This window comes from Pseudomonas sp. RIT-PI-r, assembly GCF_001297015.1.
GTDB lineage: Bacteria > Pseudomonadota > Gammaproteobacteria > Pseudomonadales > Pseudomonadaceae > Aquipseudomonas.
In genome coordinates this window covers 16,499-34,664 of record NZ_LIGE01000045.1, presented here as the reverse complement: position 1 = coordinate 34,664, position 18,166 = coordinate 16,499, and the positions used below count along the sequence as shown (strand labels likewise).

Annotated in this window: 16 protein-coding genes; 6 read left to right on the top strand and 10 right to left on the bottom strand. The window is 60.7% G+C overall.

Going from position 1 to position 18,166, the window contains the following annotated elements:
* Positions 1 to 8: 8 nt before the first annotated feature.
* Genes AK821_RS26715 through AK821_RS26670 form a run of 10 tightly spaced genes read right to left on the bottom strand, consistent with a single transcriptional unit; the run spans position 9 to position 11,003 of the window.
* Complete coding sequence (locus AK821_RS26715) at positions 9 to 1,145, bottom strand: glycosyltransferase (RefSeq protein ID WP_064392926.1); 1,137 nt, start codon at positions 1,143 to 1,145, stop codon at positions 9 to 11.
* A complete protein-coding gene (locus AK821_RS26710; protein ID WP_064392925.1) occupies positions 1,138 to 2,106 on the bottom strand; it encodes a glycosyltransferase in 969 nt (322 codons plus the stop codon). The genes AK821_RS26715 and AK821_RS26710 overlap by 8 nt, the downstream gene beginning before the upstream one ends.
* On the bottom strand, positions 2,103 to 3,470 hold the full coding sequence (locus AK821_RS26705) for an O-antigen ligase family protein (RefSeq protein WP_064392924.1): 1,368 nt from the start codon (positions 3,468 to 3,470) through the stop codon (positions 2,103 to 2,105). Before AK821_RS26705 ends, AK821_RS26710 begins: the two co-directional genes overlap by 4 nt.
* Entirely contained in the window at positions 3,467 to 4,558 is a 1,092-nt protein-coding gene (locus tag AK821_RS26700; RefSeq protein WP_064392923.1) for a glycosyltransferase family 4 protein, read from the bottom strand. Before AK821_RS26700 ends, AK821_RS26705 begins: the two co-directional genes overlap by 4 nt.
* The gene (locus AK821_RS26695; RefSeq protein WP_064392922.1) at positions 4,555 to 6,144 is read right to left on the bottom strand and encodes a GumC family protein; all 1,590 of its coding nucleotides are present in this window, start codon (positions 6,142 to 6,144) and stop codon (positions 4,555 to 4,557) included. Before AK821_RS26695 ends, AK821_RS26700 begins: the two co-directional genes overlap by 4 nt.
* Positions 6,145 to 6,160: 16 nt before the next feature.
* Complete coding sequence (locus tag AK821_RS26690; protein ID WP_064392921.1) at positions 6,161 to 7,183, bottom strand: polysaccharide biosynthesis/export family protein; 1,023 nt, start codon at positions 7,181 to 7,183, stop codon at positions 6,161 to 6,163.
* 21 nt (positions 7,184 to 7,204) lie between these two features.
* A complete protein-coding gene (locus tag AK821_RS26685) occupies positions 7,205 to 7,852 on the bottom strand; it encodes a CpsD/CapB family tyrosine-protein kinase (protein WP_064392920.1) in 648 nt (215 codons plus the stop codon).
* Positions 7,852 to 8,598: a sugar transferase gene (locus AK821_RS26680; protein WP_064392919.1), complete on the bottom strand. Its 747-nt coding sequence runs from the start codon at positions 8,596 to 8,598 to the stop codon at positions 7,852 to 7,854. The genes AK821_RS26685 and AK821_RS26680 overlap by 1 nt, the downstream gene beginning before the upstream one ends.
* 18 nt (positions 8,599 to 8,616) lie before the next feature.
* Entirely contained in the window at positions 8,617 to 9,654 is a 1,038-nt protein-coding gene (locus AK821_RS26675) for an NAD-dependent epimerase (RefSeq protein WP_064392918.1), read from the bottom strand.
* On the bottom strand, positions 9,651 to 11,003 hold the full coding sequence (locus AK821_RS26670) for a UDP-glucose dehydrogenase family protein (RefSeq protein ID WP_064392917.1): 1,353 nt from the start codon (positions 11,001 to 11,003) through the stop codon (positions 9,651 to 9,653). The genes AK821_RS26675 and AK821_RS26670 overlap by 4 nt, the downstream gene beginning before the upstream one ends.
* Before the next feature lie 387 nt (positions 11,004 to 11,390).
* On the opposite strand from AK821_RS26670, the gene AK821_RS26665 reads away from it, so the two are divergent.
* The 6 genes from AK821_RS26665 to AK821_RS26640 all read left to right on the top strand — a co-directional run bounded on the left by AK821_RS26665 (position 11,391) and on the right by AK821_RS26640 (position 18,138).
* Positions 11,391 to 13,088, top strand: a complete 1,698-nt coding sequence (locus AK821_RS26665; RefSeq protein WP_064392916.1) for a sulfatase-like hydrolase/transferase — start codon at positions 11,391 to 11,393, stop codon at positions 13,086 to 13,088.
* Positions 13,089 to 13,341: 253 nt separating this feature from the next.
* Positions 13,342 to 13,995, top strand: a complete 654-nt coding sequence (locus AK821_RS26660; RefSeq protein ID WP_064392915.1) for an ABC transporter ATP-binding protein — start codon at positions 13,342 to 13,344, stop codon at positions 13,993 to 13,995.
* Positions 13,992 to 16,463 carry an FtsX-like permease family protein gene (locus tag AK821_RS26655; protein ID WP_064392914.1) on the top strand — a complete coding sequence of 824 codons (2,472 nt, stop codon included), beginning with the start codon at positions 13,992 to 13,994 and terminating at the stop codon, positions 16,461 to 16,463. The genes AK821_RS26660 and AK821_RS26655 overlap by 4 nt, the downstream gene beginning before the upstream one ends.
* Positions 16,453 to 17,520: a lipocalin-like domain-containing protein gene (locus AK821_RS26650; RefSeq protein ID WP_064392913.1), complete on the top strand. Its 1,068-nt coding sequence runs from the start codon at positions 16,453 to 16,455 to the stop codon at positions 17,518 to 17,520. Before AK821_RS26655 ends, AK821_RS26650 begins: the two co-directional genes overlap by 11 nt.
* Positions 17,521 to 17,687: 167 nt before the next feature.
* Positions 17,688 to 17,930, top strand: coding sequence for a hypothetical protein (locus tag AK821_RS26645; protein WP_064392912.1), 243 nt, complete (start codon positions 17,688 to 17,690; stop codon positions 17,928 to 17,930).
* A gap of 10 nt (positions 17,931 to 17,940) precedes the next feature.
* Positions 17,941 to 18,138: a hypothetical protein gene (locus tag AK821_RS26640; RefSeq protein WP_064392911.1), complete on the top strand. Its 198-nt coding sequence runs from the start codon at positions 17,941 to 17,943 to the stop codon at positions 18,136 to 18,138.
* The last annotated feature ends 28 nt before the right edge of the window (positions 18,139 to 18,166 follow it).

Below are 18,166 nucleotides of genomic sequence, written 5' to 3'. Positions count from 1 at the left end.
GAGTCCTCTCAACGATTCTGGTCAGGATTCCATTGTGCGTAGCGTTGCCCGCGCAGGAACTGCCACAGGCCGACGCTCATGCCGGCCAGCGTCACCAGCAGGAACGCCGCGAGGCGGAACGGTTTCGGTAAACGGTGTTGCGAATCCAGCAGGCCGGCGATGGCCACCGCGTAGCCGAGCAATTGCGCAACCAGGCTCAGGCGATAGAAACCGTGCTCGTTCCACAGCCAGAAATTGCTCAGCAGCAGCGGCAGCAAGAGAATCGGCGCGAGGCGGCGGATCAGTTTGTGACTGATCAACGCGATGGAATAAAGGCCGTACTTGAACGGATTCAGCAGTGCGCTGCGTTGTGCCAGGCTTTGCAGGCCACCGACGGTGACCCGTTGGCGGCGGCGCCATTGCTTGCCCGCTTCGTCGACGCCCTGGTCGATCACTTGCGCTTGGGGCACGTAAACGATGCGTTTGTGCGCGACCGGCGCGCAGGTACTGATGAAGAAGTCGTCGTTGACCTCGGCCGGTACGTTCTGGAACAGCTCGCGGCGCAAGGCGAGCAGGGCGCCGTCGGCGGAGACCATGCAGCCGGTGCGATTCTCGACCCGGCGCAACCAGCCTTCATAATGCCGATACAGGCTGTCGCCAATACTCAGGCCGCCACCGGTGACCGGGATCACCATGTGCCCGGCGCAGGCACCGACCTGCGGGTCGCTCAACGGCGCGAGCAAATGGCCGAGGGTGTCGCGCGACCATTGGTTGTCGGCGTCGGTGAACACCAGAATGTCGCCGCTGCTCACGGCGACGCCGGCATTCAGTGTGGCGGCTTTGCCTTGGCGCGGCAGGTCGAGGACGGTGATGCGCGGATCGATCACTTTGTGCGCGCAGGCCACGGTGTCATCGCTCGAACCGTCGCTGGCGAGAATGATCTGCAGCGTGGCGGGCTGATAATCCTGGGCCAGCAGGGTGCGCAACTTGTGCTCTATGTGCCGCGCCTCATTGTGCGCGGCGATGACGATGCTGACGTTCAGCGGCGGCGCCGGCGCGTGCCGCCAGGCCGGGAACAGCGGCGCCAGCAAGGTCAGCAGCAGCGGATAGCCGATGTAGGCGTACGCCGGCAGCAGCAGGCACAGGCAAAAAATGAATTCAGCCACGGGCGGGCCTCCTGGCGTTCCAATGACACAGACTGAGAATAAGTGCCGCGCTGGGCAGGTGCAGGCGTAACCAGTGCAGACCCCACAACTGCAAGGTGAGGCGAGCGTTGTGGTGCTTGATACTCTGCCGCACGCTGAGCATCAGACTCGGCAGCAGGGTCAGCACCAGCAGGATCACCGCGAGCTGCGCGAAGCCGGCGAGCAAGGCCACGATCAGTAGAAAATCCGTCATCCAGACCAGCAACGACAGCAGCGGAAAACGCAGCAGGCGCAGGCTCATGCCATGGGTGCGCAGCAACTGCAGGTGGCTGCCCTGGCGCCACAGCTCCTTGCCCATCCACTCGCGCCAGTTCATTTCGTAGCCCCAATGCAGGGCGATGCTGTTACGGGTCGACAGCAGCCGTGCGCCTTGTGTGTTCAGACGCAAGGTGTATTCCTTGTCTTCGCCGGTGCGCAGGGTTTCGTTGAATCCGCCGACGACGTCAAACCAGCGTTTGCGCATCAACAGGTTGGCGCTGGGCAGCCAGTCCACGGTGCGACTGGCGTGCGCTGATGGACGCAACATGCGCCGTTGCCAGGCGGTCGCGTACCACGGCGCGGCGGCGGGGGTATGCAGGTCCAAGCCAAAAATGTCGCCCTGATTCTGCGCTTCGAGAGCGAACAATTCGTTCAGCCAGTCTTCGGGCATTTCGATATCGGCATCAATGAACGCCAGCCATTCACCGCTGGCAACCGTTGCGCCACGATTGCGCAAGGCGCCGATCAGCAGGCCGGGCAGCACCAGCACCTGTGCGCCGAATGCGCGGGCGATCTGTGACCCGTCATCAGTGGAACCGTTGTCGACGACGATCAGTTCACAGTCGATGTCGGCGGCGTTCGCGGCTTTGCGGGCGGCCAGGAGGGTGCGGCCGATGTGCCGGGCCTCGTTGTACATCGGAATGACGATGCTGATCCGGCTCATGCCCTGGCCTCCGTCAGCGGCGCCTGCTCGGCTTTCAGGCGCAGCACCCAGGTCAGCGCAAGCATGATCCACAGGTATTTCAGGTTCGGCGCGCTGAGAAACATCAGAAACAACGTCAACGACAGAAAACTCATTCCCAGATGGGTCATCAGGTCTGCTTGCTGCCATTCGCGGCGTTGCAGCCATTCGCGTCGTGCGCGGATCAGGTTGTAGAAACCCTGCACGAGCATGCCGACAAACAGCAGGCCGGCGGGAATCCCCAATTCGCTGAAAATCTCCAGATAAGTGTTATGCGCCCGACGATACAGATCGCCGATCTTGCGGTTGGCCGAGAACGCCTTGGCATAACCGGTGGTTGCATAGTGCAGCGGGAAGGTCCCGGGGCCCGAGCCGAGCAGCGGATGCTCGCGGATGATCTGGCTGCCGACGACAATGTACGAGGCGCGACGGCCGAGGGATTCGTCCTGAGCCTTGGCCCCGGCGCTCAAGATACTCAGCGACTGGATGCGCGCGAGGTAACCGGCAGGCATCGCATAAATCGCCAATGGCAGCACGATGGCGGCGCCGAGCATGGCGAATCCGAAATGCCGGGGACGGATGCGGGTAAGGTGCTGGCGGTAATGCCAGACACCGATCGCCAGACTCAAGGCCAATACCACCAGCCCTGAGCGCGACTCCGTTTTGGTCATGCCGCCGAGCAGCAAAAGGCAGCAGCCCGCCCAGAACAAACGGTGCAGCAGGTTCGGGCTGCGAATCACCAGCAACAGGCCCAGCGGCACGGCGAAGGCGATCAGCAGAGCAAAGGCATTCGGGTCTTCGAGCAGGCCGGCAGCGCGGCCCTTGTCCTGGAATCGGCTGGAAAACATCGCCATCGCGCAGGTCGCGCTGACGCTGAGCGTGACCAGCCGGGCGAACATATCGAGGTTCAGCTCGCGGCCGATCAACAAAGTGATCACGAACAGAATCAGGCCCACGCTCAGCTCACGCAGATGACTCTGTGACATGCCCATATTGTCGGTGGCGAGCAGGCTCAGCAGGTACAGCGCCATGAAACCGATCAGGTAGCGCCACAGATTGCTGCGCAGGCGCTGCGATGGAATCTGATGCAATGCCAGTTGCAACGCCAGGATCAGCGCCAGCGAAGCACCGATCAGTTTGCTCCCGGATAACACGCTGTCTTTGAAGAATCCTTCAAACGGCACCAGCGCGGCAATGCCCAGCAGGCCCCAGGCCGGTTTGCGGTACAGCACCGTGAAACCCAGCAGCCCCAACACCGCCCCCGGCGCCAGATACGGATAAGGACTGACCAGCAAAGCCATGCAGACCAGTGCCAGCAGGCTGACGATCGAGAGCGGGAAAATCATGCGCGTGCCTCCCGTGCCGTGTGGATGTACAGCTGCGACCAGCGTTCAGCCAAAGCCTTGAGGTCGTAGCGTTCCTGTTGTGTGCGTCTGGCGTTGTCGCGTAGCTGTGCGGCCAGCTTCGGTTCGGCCAGCAACGTGTCGAGCTGACGGGCGAGGGCGGCGGTATCGGTCGGGGCGGCGAGCAGGCCGTTGTGGCGGTCCTGCAAGACATCGGGAATACCACCGACCGCGAATGCCACCACCGGCACACCGGCCTGCATCGCTTCAAGCAGAATCATCGGCGTACCCTCGGTGCGCGAGCTGATCACCAGCGCATCGAGTTGCTGCCACCAGCCTTGCATCGCCGTCTGATAGCCCGGCAAGCGAATCCGCTGTTGTAAACCGACCGCGTCGATACGCGCCTGCAAGGCCTCACGTTCCGGACCGTCGCCGAGCATCACGGCGTCCAGTTGCGGATGCTGGTGACACAACGCAATCAGCGCATCGAGAAACAGATCCGGGCCTTTCTCACTGCTCAATCGACCCACGTAACCGACCAGCCAGCGTTGTCGTTCCAGCGCCGGCGGCAGCACTGGCGCCGCTGGCAAACCGTTGGGAATCACCTGCAACTTCTCCGCACGGACGCCAGCCTGACGGTGCAGCACAGCGATGCTTTGCGCGACGCAGACCACCCGCTTCACCGAGGCCGTGCGGCACAGTTGCAGGCTTAGCCAGGTGTAGAACTTCTGCTTGCGACTGCGCGGGGTGAAACCGTGTTGAGTGATCACCAGCGGCAGGCGCAACACAGTGGCGCCGACCCAGCCGAACAGCAGCCCTTTGAAGTTGTGCGTGTTGAGCAACGGCTTGTCACCACGGCGTTGACGCAAGTGCCACAGCAGTCCACCGAGCCCGGCACAGCCGCGAGCGTCCACCCCGGCCTGGCGAAAGCGCTCGATCAGCTCTGGTGGCGCGTCGAGGAACAGCACCTGATGCTGCCCCGGCGTCGCCAGGCAATGATCCAGCAACATCCGCTCGGCGCCGTAGAAGCCGCCGCTGCTGAGCAAATGAATGATCGGCAGGGCGACGCACGGGGTGGACGCCGCGTTCAATTGCGCACCCAGTGAACCAGGCTCGGCACGGTCCAGTTCTTGTGCGGATTGCCCGGCTGTGACGTTTCTTCGTTGAGCACCAATAGCACCGGCAGGCCCAGTTCATGGCTGATTTGCGCCGGATGCTTGAAGCGGTGATCGAAGAACTCACGTACATAGACGAAGGCAATGGCCAGCAGCAGTCCGGTGAGCAGGCCGAACGGTATGATCAACATCGGCTTGGGAAACGCCGCCTCGGTCGGTTCATACGGCGGACTCAGGACACGAGCGTTGGACAAATCGTTATCCAGCGCGCGTGTCGTGCTGCTTTCGGCAAAGCGTTGCGCATAAGTTGAAAACGCTGCGTGCAATGCGCCGATCTCGGTGTCCATTTGGCGCAGCTTGCTTTGGGTTTGCTGCAATTGATGGATGCGATTCTTGAACTCGGCAATGCGCGCGGTTTTCTGCTCGATGACCTGGCTGACCACCGACAGGTCGATCGTGCGTTCCTGGATGCGGTTGTTGACCACTTTGAGGAACTGCTGGCGTGTGCGGGCAATTTGCTCGCGGGCCAGCAACATCGGTTCGCTGCTGGGCTGAAATATCGCCAGGTCATTCATATAGCGGCTGACCTGAGTGGTCAGCGCCTCGCCCATCTGCCGGATCTCACGGTCTTCGAACGCGATGTTGTCTACCGTCGTGGTGAAGGTGAACGGAAAGGTGTAGTCGTTAAGCTTGTTGGTGTTGGCAGCGGCCAGGCTGGTTTTCAGGTAATCGAGCCAGCGCTGGCTTTGCAGCAAGCGATCGCGATACAGGTTGAGTGCCTGCTCTTCGGTGTTGATCGCGTTGAGGCGAAAGGTGATTTCCTCCTTCGGATCGGACGAACCGACGCTTTCCAGCAGGCTCAGCCGCGCGCCTTCCAGGCCATCGAGGCGGACCTGATATTGATGCTTCTTGGTCTCGTAGAACGAGTGCGGCAGTTCGATCGATTGCAACGCCTGACGATCGACCAGATAGTTGCGCAGCAGCGTGGCAACGAACGTCGTGCCTTGGGCGGGATCCGGGAAGCTGTAGACGATCGAGATGACATTGGAACCCGGCAGGGTTTCGATCTTCAGATTGTCGATGGCCTCCTGGGTCAAGCCATCCAGTGCCGTGTCGCGCACCGGATCGGTTTCCATGCCCAGTGCATCACGCAGCGGATTGATCACGTATTCGCGCAGCGGCGTGCTGACATAACGCTTGAACGGTTCAGCCAGTTTGCTGAGCATCCCCGGCGGCGGGTTGTACTGACCCTGATCGCGCAGTTCGCTGATGGTCTGACGAATCAGCGCCGGCGAACGGAGGATATTGCTTTCGGTCTCCATATCCGCCAGCGATGGCGGAATGAAGGTGGCGTTGTCCTGGGTCAGCGAGGTCGTCGCATCGCCCTGGGAGAGTTTTTTCGACTGCACGATCACCTGCGCGGTGATATCGAAGCTCTGTTTGAGCAACAGCGGCAGCAACAGCGCGATCACTGCAAAGATCAGGAAGATGCGCTTCACCAGTTGCTTGTTGGCGAAGAAAATCCTGAAGAACTCGTGCAGGTAATTTTCTTTTGGGTTCATGTCGTTCACCTGAGAGTCAGTTGTCACTGCCTTTGTTGTCGACGCGGTAGCCGAAGCTGAACCCCACGCCCTGGAACAGCACCACATCGGCCAGTTGGCGGGCGAGTTCGCCGGCGCTGGCCAGTTTGGTTTTCGGTACGTAGAGCATGTCGTCCGGTTGCAGGTAGGCGATCTGTGGCGCATCGCCCGACAGTGCTTTCTCGACGTCGTAGTTCATGGCCTGCACCTGATTGCCGTTGCGCCGCATGATCACTACCGAATCCAGGCGTGCCTTGACGTTGGTGCCTCGGGCAAGAGTCAGGGCCTCAAGCACCGACACCGGCCGGCGGATCGGGTACGAGCCCGGTTGAGCGACTTCGCCGAGCACGTAGATCTCGTTGCCGGCGGTGGATTTCAGCAGCACATCCACCGTCATCCGTCCCGGCAGTTGCGCGTACTTGCTGTTGAGGAAGGTTTCCAGTTGATTGACGGTCATGCCTTGCAGCGGCACAGCGCCGATTTCCGGAAAACTCGCATAGCCATCGGTGCCGACGGTGATTTCGCGGCTCATGCCGGTGGCCGGGTGGTTCAGCGCACTTTTGAGGTTTTGCTCGTTACTCAGCGGGCTGAGAATCTGCACCGAGAGCTGATTGCGGTTGGGCTGGAACAGTTGCTTGCGTTGATAGGCGCGCTGGATTTCCTGCCGCGCCTCGTCGCTGGTCAGTCCGGCAATTTTCACCGAGGTGTTGGCGCCCGGCAGTTCGATGGTGCCGTCAGGCAGCACCAGTTGCGTGCCGTTGAGCTGACTGGCAGCGGTGAAGTTCAGGCCGATCTGGTCACCCGACTGCACGCGGTAAGCGTCCGAGCCGCTGGCGCTGATGTGGAAAATCACATCCAGCACGTCTTTCGGGCGCAGGGTCTGCTCGACCCTCGGCATGTCGGTGGCTTGCGCATTGGCCGGTGTGGCGGAGGGGGTATTCACCGGCCTGTTGTGGGGGTCGGGATTGCTGGGGCAGCCCGCAAGCGGCCGCCACAGCAGGGCAAGCATTTTGGCGTTCATGGCGTCATCCTTTGCGTTCGCTTACAGGTTTTTGTAAAGCCCTTTGGGCATGTAGTACTTGCGCCGGTTGAACACGCTGCCGACCACTTTTGCCCCGGCCTGAGTCAGGCGTTGCACGGCGGCCTGGGCGACTTCCCAGCGGGTGTCTTCGGCGCGTACGACAAGCACCACGCCATCGACTTGCGTGCTGATGACCAGCGTGTCGGCGTCGGAGTACACCGCGTCGCCATCGATCACCACAAAGCGGTACTGGCTGCCCAATTGATCAAGCAACGGGCTCAGCCGCTCGGCGGTCAGGTGCTCCAGGGTGCGGATCGGCCGGCCGTTGGGCAGCACGTGGAACGGCAGGCTCGAGACCTGCACCACGCAGTCCTGCAACAGCGGCGGTTTGTCGGGGTTGAACAGCAAGTCGCGCAGGCCGCGTTCCTTGCTCAGGTTCAACTGCTGGGTGAGATTGCTCGCCGACTGACTGGCATCGACCAGCAGCACTTGGCCGCTGCTCATTTGTGCCAGTTGGCCGGCCAGCGCCAGCGCACTGGTGGTGGTGCCTGAGCCGGGGTTGGCGGCGGTCAGGAACAGGATCCGCAGATCAAGATCCAGCACGGTCGAGGTCAGGTTCGATTCGCTGGGGTTGGCAATGCTCAGGCTTTTGTTGGTTGAACCGTCCATTAGCTTGCTCCGTGGCCGCTGAATACTTTGAAGGGGGTTTTCAACAGAATCTTCAGATCAAGCAAAAGGCTCTGCTCGGCGATGTAGCTGAGGTCCAACTCAACGCGCTGGTCGAAGTCGATGTTGCTGCGCCCGGAGATCTGCCACAGGCCGGTCATGCCGGGGTAGATCGCCAGGCGCGCGAGGTGATTGTCCTTGTAGCGGTAGGCGTTGAACGAGGTCGGACGCGGGCCGACCAGGCGCATGTCGCCGGTCACTACATTGATCAGGTTGGGCAGTTCATCGAGGCTGGTGCGCCGCAGAAAACCACCGATGCGGGTGATGCGCGGGTCGTGGTCGATCTTGAAATCGATCGCGTCGGCACCGTGCTTGTTGAGGTGACGCAGTGACTCTTTCAACTCTTCGGCGTTGGCCACCATGGTGCGGAATTTGTACATGCCGAATTTGCGCCCGCGATAACCGGTGCGTTTCTGCACGAACATCACCGGGCCTTCGCTGGTGAATTTGATGGTCAGCGCCAGACCGATCAACAGCGGCGAAATCAGCAGCAGAATCAGCAAGGCGCCGAGGCAGGCGACCACGCGATTGGTGCGTGACAGTTGCCATGGCCGACCGCCGTCGCGTCCCGTGAACCAGCCGCGACCCTGGCGATGAATCGCCGCGTCGAGACGCATTCGGTGCTCGGGATCCACGCGCTTGTCGCGGCGCATTTCTAGGATCGGTACACCTTTCTCATGTCCAGTCATGGAGTCCTCCACATGAATTCAGCCGCGAACGGCGCGTGGGCGATAGGCAGTGGGGTAGTAGTCGCGGAACCAGGCGATAAAGCGCCCGAGTCCCTCATCCAGCTCTATCCGGGGCTGAAATCCGGTGGCCTGGGCCAGATCGCTGGCCTCGGCGCAAGTGTTGAGCACGTCGCCCGGTTGCAGCGGCAGCAACTCGACAATGGCGGTCTGACCGAGGTGTTTTTCCAGCAGCGCCAGATAGGTTTTCAGCTCGACCGGGTGCTGCCCACCGATATTGAACAGGCGCCACGGCGCCATGCTGCTGGCCGGGTCGGGCTGCTCGCGATCCCACTGCGGATTGACCTGCGGTGGCTGCTCGATGAGGCGGGCGATGCTTTCGATGATGTCGTCGATGTAGGTGAAGTCGCGCTGGTGCTCGCCATAATTGAACAGCTTCAGCGGCGTGCCTTCGCTGATCGCCCGGGCGAACTGGATCGGCGACATGTCTGGCCGGCCCCACGGCCCGTACACGGTGAAAAAGCGCAGGCCGGTGCAGGGAATGCCGAACAGATGGCTGTAACTGTGCGCCATCAGCTCGTTGGCTTTTTTAGTGGCGGCGTACAGCGACAGCGGGTGATTGACGCCGTCCTTCACCGAGTATGGCGTGTGCTGGTTGGCGCCGTAGACCGAACTCGACGAGGCGTAGATCAGATGCTCGACCGGGTGATGCCGGCAGCTCTCGAGAATGTTGAGGAAACCGTTGAGGTTGCTGTCCAGATAGGCCCGTGGGTTGTCCAGCGAGTAACGCACCCCGGCTTGCGCGGCGAGGTGGATCACCACTTGTGGGCGTTCGCGGACAAACAGCGCTTCGATGGCCGGGGCATCGGCCAGGTCAACCGTCGCGAGCTGGAAATCGCCGGCCTGCTCACGCACCCACTGCACGCGGTCGTGCTTGAGTTGCGGGTCGTAGTAGCCGTTGAAGTTGTCCAGACCGACTACCGAGTGGCCGTCGCGCAGCAACCGCAACACGCAATGGGCACCAATGAAACCGGCCGCACCGGTGACCAGCACCTTCATGGCCGCAGCCCTTCTGGGGCAATGTGGCGCAGACCGATGCCGCTGTAATGCAGGCCGGCGGCCGCCACTTGTTCCGGGTTGTAGAGGTTGCGACCGTCGATGATGACCTTTGAGCGCAGCTTTTCGGCGAGCAACTCGAAATCGACCACGCGGAAGTTTTTCCACTCGGTGCAGATCACCAGCGCATCGGCGTCTTCCAGGGTGTCGTCGCGGGTGGCGCACAGGTGCAGGTCGTTGCGATAACCATAGATGCGCCGGCATTCGGACATGGCTTCCGGGTCGTAGGCCTGCACGCTGGCGCCTTCGGCCCACAGCGCATCCATCAGATAACGGCTAGGCGCTTCGCGCATGTCATCGGTATTCGGTTTGAACGCCAGGCCCCAAATCGCGATGGACTTGCCAGCCAGGCCTTGCGGGAACTGTGCTTTGAGTTTGCTGAACAGGATGTGCCGCTGCAGGTCGTTGACGTCGGTGACACTGCGCAGCAGTTTCAGCGGCATACCGTTGTGTTCGGCGGTGTGCAGCAGCGCGCGCAGATCCTTGGGAAAGCACGATCCACCAAAGCCGCAGCCCGGATAGATGAAGTGGTAACCGATGCGCGGATCAGAGCCGATGCCTTTGCGTACCGCTTCGATGTCGGCACCGAGCAGTTCGGTGAGATTGGCCAACTCGTTCATGAAACTGATGCGGGTGGCGAGCATCGCGTTGGCGGCGTACTTGGTCAGCTCGGCGCTGCGGTTGTCCATGAACATGATTTTTTCGTGGTTGCGGCAGAACGGCGCGTACAACTCGCTCATCTGTTCGCGGGCTGCGTCATCGTGAGTGCCGACGATGATCCGGTCAGGGCGCATACAGTCGGCGAGGGCGCTGCCTTCCTTGAGGAATTCCGGGTTGGACACTACCCGCACTTGCAGATCAGTCTTGCCGCGACGCAGCAATTCGCTGTTGGCGGTGGCCAACACCTGATCGGCCGTGCCCACTGGCACCGTGGATTTGATGATCAGGGTGCGGTCAGCTTCCATGTACGAAGCAATTTGCCGGGCGACGTTGAGCACGTGGCTGAGGTCGGCGGAGCCATCCTCATCGGCCGGGGTGCCGACGGCGATGAAAATCAGCTCGGCATGCTCGACGGCGTCGCTGGCCTGGGTGCTGAACAGCAGACGGCCGGCCTTGATGTTTTCCTCAAGCGTGCTGGATAAACCTGGCTCGCTAATTGGCGGCACTGCTTGTTGCAGTTGTTTAATTTTGTTGGGGTCAATGTCCACGCATAAAACGCGATGACCGACATCTGCAAGTGCGGCGGCTTGTATAAGTCCGACATAGCCAGTGCCAAATACGCTCACGTCCATCTGCGCACCTCAGTAACACCAAAAGTTAACTACGGAATTAGATAGTTAAAGGGGTATAGCGCAGCGTTTGAAAAGCGTGTCAGCAAAATGACATGTTGCATCTGTATAACACTTGAGCATTTTTTGGCGATTGGCCATCAAGTCATTGCTGCGATTGAATTTGTTGCTTTCGTGCAGATTTGTTCAGATTTCAAATATGCGATAAACGGTCGTAAGCCGCTAATTTAAAGGCTTGTAGCGTCTTGGTTATGTCAGATTTGAGTCACCGTTTTTTTGACGCTTTCTATAAAAAACAGTCAATTCTTGCGCTTTGATGGCCGGGTGCTAGTGTCAGGTTCTGACTGACAAACCTTTGACTCCCTGCCGTTTTGCCCGATCGGTATCGCCATGTTCAGATATGCCAAAGAATTGTTCTTAATTGTTTATTTGTTGATTTATTCCGAATATTACATTGATCGGTTAAATGCTATCGGCTTCGGTTTTGCTGTACTTCTTTTTGGCGCGATGTTTTTGGCGCTTACTTTTGCGTTATATCTAATGGCGTATATAAGGCAAGCTCTCATTCGCCACGTGTTCGCATTGGCAATGTTTGTCTCGGCAGTGTTTTTCGATGTTTATACCCGGGTCACGGCGGACTACCTGACCTACAGCGGTTTCGTGTCATTGGTTTACTCCGGCGGTTTCATCCAGGAAGCGGCGTACCAGTACCGGGACGCGCTCTTGCGTGGCGTGCTCAGCGGTTTGCTGTTGCTGTTCGGCATCGGCCTGAAACCCCGCCACGGGCTGGCGATTCCCAACGCTTTGCGTGTGGCGGCGCCACTGTGTGGTGTGCTGCTGCTCAGTGCCGTGCTGTTTTTGCGTGCGGGTGAGGGGGCGCGGGGCCTGCCGATCATGTACACGCCGCTGGCCTATCTGAACCTGTTTGCCTATGAAGCGCTGCACAACACCGTCGGCCCGCGCGAACCAGTGACGCTGTCGCGTAACACTCAAGCCGTCGATCACGACATCGTGCTGATCATCGACGAGAGCATCTCCGGCAATTATCTGGACATCAACGCGCCGTTCGGTGTGCACAGCAACCTCAAACAGGCGCGTCCCGGCGTCGATATCTTCAATTACGGCTACGCGGCGTCCATCGCCAATTGCAGCGCAGACACCAACGTAACCCTGCGCTACGGCGGCACCCGCGCCGATTACATGCGCATCAACAGCACGCTGCCGTCGATCTGGCAGTACGCAAAAAAGGCTGGGCTGCGCACCGTGTACATCGACGCCCAGCGCACCGCCGGCAATCTGCAGAACCTGATGACCGAAACCGAGAAAAAGGACATCGACGAGTTTGTGCAATTCGACCAGACCAGCGTGCGCGATCGCGACATGGCGGCAGCGGCGAAACTCATCGAATTGCTCAACGACGACAAGTCGGAGCTGGTGGTGATCAACAAAGTCGGCGCGCACTTCCCGGTGCACGACAAATACCCGGATGCGTTCATGGCCTACCGTCCGACCTTGCCGCGCGGGCAGTTCACCGAGGTGGCCGATACCGGCGAACGCAACGGTTTCAATGGTCAGCCAGATGATTGGGTGCTGTATCGCAACGCCTACAAGAACACGGTGTTATGGAATGTCGGCGAGTTTTTCTCGCGGGTTTTCGCTCAGGGCAATCTGAATAACGCGTCGCTGATCTACACCTCCGATCACGGTCAGGATCTGCATGAGCGCGGCAATCCTGGATTGAATACCCATTGCGGCGGCGACCCGGTCGAGGAGGAAGGGCTGGTTCCGCTAGTGGTGATCCAGGGCAGCCAGTTGAAGACGCTGGACTGGTCGGCGCAACTGGCGGCGAACAAGGATCGCTCCAGCCACTACAACATCTTTCCGACGCTGTTGCAGTTGATGGGCTATGACCTGGCGGGGATCGAGGCTGTTTATGGCAAGCCACTGAGTGTCGCGACGGCGGATGAATTTACCTTCAACTACCGCTTCAATGCGCGGCTCGGGGCCAAGCCTGAATGGAAGCACATTGATCTGGGCAGTATTGTCACGCCGACGCAGGCGCCAGCGAGTGTGGCGGCGGGGCAATGAGTTTTGGAGGGAATCCGCAGACCTCATCGCGAGCAGGCTCACTCCTACAGGGGAATGGATTCCAAAAGTAGGAGTGAGCCTGCTCGCGATGGCGGTGTGAGGTTCATTGAATTTTTGCGTTTGCTTCCGATCCCGCCAAGCTTTCGGACGCATGCCCTACCTGCAACAAACTCAACGTTCAATTCACCGCAAGATTCCGAGCGGTCACCGCCATCCGCTATCCTTGCCCCACACTGACCGATCAGGTGGCGGCATGCTTCGTGTTGAAAATGTCTTCAAAAGCTATCTCACCCCGCAAGGCCCATTGCCGGTGCTGCAAGGCATCGACCTGACGCTCGAATCCGGCAGCAGTCTGGCGCTGATGGGCGAATCCGGCAGTGGCAAAAGCACGTTGCTGCACCTGGTGGCCGGTCTCGACAAAGTCGACAGCGGCAGCATCCGCAGCGGCGAGCATCGGCTGGAGGCGATGAACGAGGCGCAACTGGCGAATTGGCGGCGCACAGAAATCGGTCTGGTGTTCCAGCAGTTCAACCTGATCGGCAGTCTGCGTGTGGAGGACAACCTGGCGTTTCAGGCGCGTCTGGCCGGACGGCATGAGCCGCGTTGGCAGGCGCACCTGGTGCAGCGTCTGGGGCTCGGCGATTTGCTCAAGCGCTATCCCGAGCAACTTTCCGGTGGTCAGCAGCAGCGGGTCGCATTGGGCCGGGCATTGGCATCGCAGCCGAAATTGCTATTGGCCGATGAGCCCACCGGTAGCCTCGATGAGGCGACCAGTGATGAAGTGCTGCGCTTGTTGCTGGAATTGCTCGACGACACGCCCACCACGTTGTTGATGGTTACTCACAGTCAGCGGGTCGCGGCGCAATTGGCTCAGCGTGTGGTGCTATCCAAAGGGCGGCTGACGTGATGGTTTTTCGTCAGACACTGCGCGCGCTGCTCAGCCATTGGCGGCGCCATCCGGTGCAGTTTTTCAGCGTGCTGACCGGGTTGTGGCTGGCGACCAGTTTGCTCACCGGCGTCGAAGCACTGAACAGTCAGGCCCGTGACAGCTACGCCCGCGCCAGCCAGATGATCGGCGGCGAACCGCAGGCCAGTCTGAGCACGCCAAGCGGCGCGACGTTCACCCAGCAATGGTTTGTCGATTTGCGCCTTCAAGGCTGGCCGGTGTCGCCGCTGTTGCAGGGGCGCCTGCTGCTCAAGGATCACGAAAACCAGCGGCTGCAATTGATGGGCATTGAGCCGGTGTCGCTCCCCGCCGATTCGGCGGTGGCCGGGCAGGCGCTGCCGATTGAGCGTGTTGTCGAGTTTTTCACGCCGCCGGGCAGCACGTGGATTTCTCCGGACACCTTGCAGGCACTCAACCTGCACGAAGGCGACACGCCGCAGACCGTGAATGGGCTGTCGTTGCCACCGTTGCTGGTGCAAAAGGACATGGCGCCGGGCGTTTTGCTGGTGGACATCGGCGTTGCGCAAACACTGCTCGAACAACCTGGGCAACTGTCGCGGCTATTGTTACCTAAGGGTTTCCAAGGTGAACTGCCGGATTCCTTCAAAGGCCAGTTGCAACTCAAAAGCAGCGGCGAAGAAAACAATCTGACACGCCTGACCGAGAGCTTTCACCTCAATCTGGATGCCTTGGGCTTTCTCTCGTTTCTGGTCGGATTGTTCATCGTCCACGCCGCCATCGGCCTCGCGCTGGAACAGCGTCGCGGCTTGCTGCGCACGCTGCGCGCCTGCGGGGTCAGCGCGCAAATGTTGATTTTCTGCTTGATCGTTGAGCTGGGTGTGCTGGCACTGGTCGGCGGACTATTCGGCGTGATCAGCGGCTATTGGTTGGCCAGTGTCCTGCTGCCGGACGTCGCCGCCAGCCTGCGCGGTTTGTACGGCGCGGAAGTGGCGGGGCAGTTGCGTCTGAGCCCTTGGTGGTGGTTCAGTGGCATCGGCTTGAGTCTGCTCGGCGCCTTGCTCGCTGGGGCCAACAGTCTATTGCGTGCTGCGCGTTTGCCGTTGTTGGCCGTGGCCGATCCGCAAGCCTGGCATCAGCAATATGCGCGTTGGTTGCGGCGCCAGGGTTGGCTGGCAGCGGGGTTGGGATTGATTGCGTTGGCGGCCTTGATCTGGGGCGACAGTCTGGCCAGCGGCTTCGTGTTGATGGCCGGGCTGCTACTCGGCGCGGCGTTGGCGCTGCCGGTGTTGCTCAGTGCGATATTGAGTCAGTTGCTCGGGCGCAGTCGCTCAGTGCTCGGCCAGTGGTTTCTCGCCGATTGCCGTCAGCAATTGCCGGCATTGAGTCTGGCATTGATGGCATTGCTGCTGGCCCTCGCCGCCAATATCGGCGCCGGCAGCATGACGGCCGGTTTTCGTCAGACCTTCGATGACTGGCTCGAACAGCGTCTGAGCGCCGAGCTGTACATCAACCCGACCAACCCGGCGCAGTCCCGGGAAATGTACAGCTGGCTCAAGCAGCAGTCGAACATCGCGGCAGTGCTGCCCAACTGGCAGGTGTCGGTGACGTTGCAGGGTTGGCCGACGGAGGTGTTCGGCGTGATCGATCATGCACATTATCGCCAGCACTGGCCGTTGCTCGATTCCAGCGGCGGTGATCCGTGGGGGCATCTGGCGACGGATGATGCGGTGATGCTCAGCGAGCAACTCGCCCGACGCCTGAAACTGCACGCCGGCGAACACCTGACGATTCCCACGCCGAACGGCTCGTGGTCGCCACGCATCGTCGGTATCTACGCCGATTACGGCAACCCGAAGGGACACGTGATCGCCAACGTCAATCACCTGCTGCGCGGCTGGCCGCAACTGACGCCGAATCGCTTCAACCTGCGCATCGACCCGCAACATATTCCGCCATTGCTGAGCGCATTGCAGGCACGGTTTCAGTTGGAGGACAGCCGCATCGTCGATCAGGCACGGCTCAAAGGCTGGTCGGTTCAGGTGTTCGACCGCACTTTTGCCGCGACGGCAGCGTTGAACAGTCTGACCCTCGCGGTGGCGGGCGTGGCGCTGTTTATCAGCCTGCTGACCCAGAGTCAGAGTCGCCTCGGCCAACTCGCACCGTTGTGGGCGCTGGGCGTGACGCGACGGCAGTTGATGCTGCTCAACCTGGGACAGACGTGGCTGCTGGCAGTGCTGACGCTGGTGTTGGCGTTGCCGCTGGGCATCGCGCTGGCGTGGTGCCTGGATGCGGTGATCAATGTGCAGGCGTTTGGCTGGCGGCTGCCATTGCGGGTGTTCCCGTGGCAATTGCTGCAACTGATGGGGCTGGCGTTGTTGGCGACGTTACTGGCTTCGGCATGGCCGCTGTATTCGCTGTATCGCACGCAACCGGCTGATCTGCTGAGGACGTTTGCCCATGAGGATTAAGCTCGTTGTGCTGATGGTTTTGTTGCTGCTCGGTGGTTGCGATCAATCGGTGCCGGAGCAGAAAGGCTTCGCCGGGATGGGCGATCAGGCGTTGGCGTTTACGCTGGTGGTGCCGGGGCGAGTGTTCAGTTTTCCGGCGGATCACGGCGCGCACGATGGCTTTCGCATTGAGTGGTGGTACGTCACCGCCAACCTGAAGGACGCGCAGGGCAACGAGTTCGGCGTGCAGTGGACTCTGTTTCGCAGTGCGCTGAAACCGCTGGCGGAGCAGGCCGGCTGGGCCAATCAGACGATCTGGCTGGGGCATGCGGCGGTGACCTCCGCGTCGGTGCATCACGCCGCTGAACGTTATGCGCGGGGCGGCGTGGGGCAGGCCGGCGTGCGGCTGGCACCGTTCGAGGCGTGGATCGACGATTGGCGCTTTGCCAGTCAGGCGCAGGATCCGTTGAGCGACCTGCAGCTCAGCGCGCGCGACAAGGATTTCGCCTATCAACTGCACCTCACTTCCAGCCGCCCATTGGTGTTGCAGGGGGACAAGGGTTTCAGCCAGAAATCCGAAGAAGGTCAGGCTTCGTATTACTACAGTCAGCCGTTTTTCCAGGCCAGCGGAACATTGCAGATCGACGGCCAGAGCTACACCGTCAGCGGCCCCGCGTGGCTCGATCGCGAATGGAGCAGCCAGCCGCTGACCGCCAATCAAACCGGTTGGGACTGGTTTTCCCTGCACCTGGACAGCGGCGAACACGTGATGCTCTATCGCATGCGTCAGAAGGACGGCGTGCCGTATCTCACCGGCACGTGGATAGCCGCCGATGGCCAGACGCAAACCCTGCGCAGTTCGCAGATCCGGCTCTCCCCGCAAGACACCGCCAACGTCGCCGGCCGGGCGATGCCGGTGAAATGGTCGATCAGCATTCCCGACAAACACCTCGACATCAGCCTCGACGCGCTCAACCCCAATGCCTGGATGAACCTGCGCATCCCGTATTGGGAGGGCCCGGTGCACATCAGCGGCAGCCATCCCGGCCAGGGCTATCTGGAAATGACCGGGTACTGAAAGGTACCCACGAATCCCCGTAGGAGCTGCCGAAGGCTGCGATCTTTTGATCTTGTTTTTTAAAAGCAAAATCAAAAGATCGCAGCCTTCGGCAGCTCCTACAATGGATCGGTTTGAACTTGGGTTGGTGTGTTGTCCTCTACAGAAAAATCTGCCGAGGATTAGCCATGAGCGACGACCTGAAACCCCCAGACCTGAATTCCTGGCAGCGCCTGTTCGACGACCAGACCTACTGGCAGCAATCCCCCGACGCACATTACTTCGATCTGCAACGCATCGCCGACGACCTGCTCGGCCAAGGCGCCATCGACCTTGAGCAATGGCAGATCCTGCGCGCCAAGGCCGACGACCTGCACAAGGATTCCCCCGCCATCAACGTCGCCCGTGAACTCGACGACCCCGAAGCCTGAGGACAACCCGATGAAACCGATCACCCAAGGCGAACACCCCGACGAACCCCGCCCACCGGGCGAAACCGAACGCGACAACGACGCCCTGCGGCCCACCGACCCGAAACAGCGTGAAAACAGCGGCAAAGGCACGCCCAGCGGCGAATCCACCGCGCAGGACACCGCAAAACAACAGACCTCCTCGACACAAACCAAAGCCAAGCCCTGAACAGCGTCTATGCTCAGTGGCACGTTCG

Bases quoted from the DNA above. Each gene is read 5' to 3' on its own strand.
- AK821_RS26640 (WP_064392911.1), top strand. From the start codon at position 17,941: ATGAAACCGATCACCCAAGGCGAACACCCCGACGAACCCCGCCCACCG.
- AK821_RS26650 (WP_064392913.1), top strand. From the start codon at position 16,453: ATGAGGATTAAGCTCGTTGTGCTGATGGTTTTGTTGCTGCTCGGTGGT.
- AK821_RS26690 (WP_064392921.1), bottom strand. From the start codon at position 7,183: ATGAACGCCAAAATGCTTGCCCTGCTGTGGCGGCCGCTTGCGGGCTGC.
- AK821_RS26685 (WP_064392920.1), bottom strand. From the start codon at position 7,852: ATGGACGGTTCAACCAACAAAAGCCTGAGCATTGCCAACCCCAGCGAA.
- AK821_RS26660 (WP_064392915.1), top strand. From the start codon at position 13,342: ATGCTTCGTGTTGAAAATGTCTTCAAAAGCTATCTCACCCCGCAAGGC.
- AK821_RS26680 (WP_064392919.1), bottom strand. From the start codon at position 8,598: ATGACTGGACATGAGAAAGGTGTACCGATCCTAGAAATGCGCCGCGAC.
- AK821_RS26645 (WP_064392912.1), top strand. From the start codon at position 17,688: ATGAGCGACGACCTGAAACCCCCAGACCTGAATTCCTGGCAGCGCCTG.
- AK821_RS26705 (WP_064392924.1), bottom strand. From the start codon at position 3,470: ATGATTTTCCCGCTCTCGATCGTCAGCCTGCTGGCACTGGTCTGCATG.
- AK821_RS26675 (WP_064392918.1), bottom strand. From the start codon at position 9,654: ATGAAGGTGCTGGTCACCGGTGCGGCCGGTTTCATTGGTGCCCATTGC.
- AK821_RS26670 (WP_064392917.1), bottom strand. From the start codon at position 11,003: ATGGACGTGAGCGTATTTGGCACTGGCTATGTCGGACTTATACAAGCC.
- AK821_RS26710 (WP_064392925.1), bottom strand. From the start codon at position 2,106: ATGAGCCGGATCAGCATCGTCATTCCGATGTACAACGAGGCCCGGCAC.
- AK821_RS26695 (WP_064392922.1), bottom strand. From the start codon at position 6,144: ATGAACCCAAAAGAAAATTACCTGCACGAGTTCTTCAGGATTTTCTTC.
- AK821_RS26665 (WP_064392916.1), top strand. From the start codon at position 11,391: ATGTTCAGATATGCCAAAGAATTGTTCTTAATTGTTTATTTGTTGATT.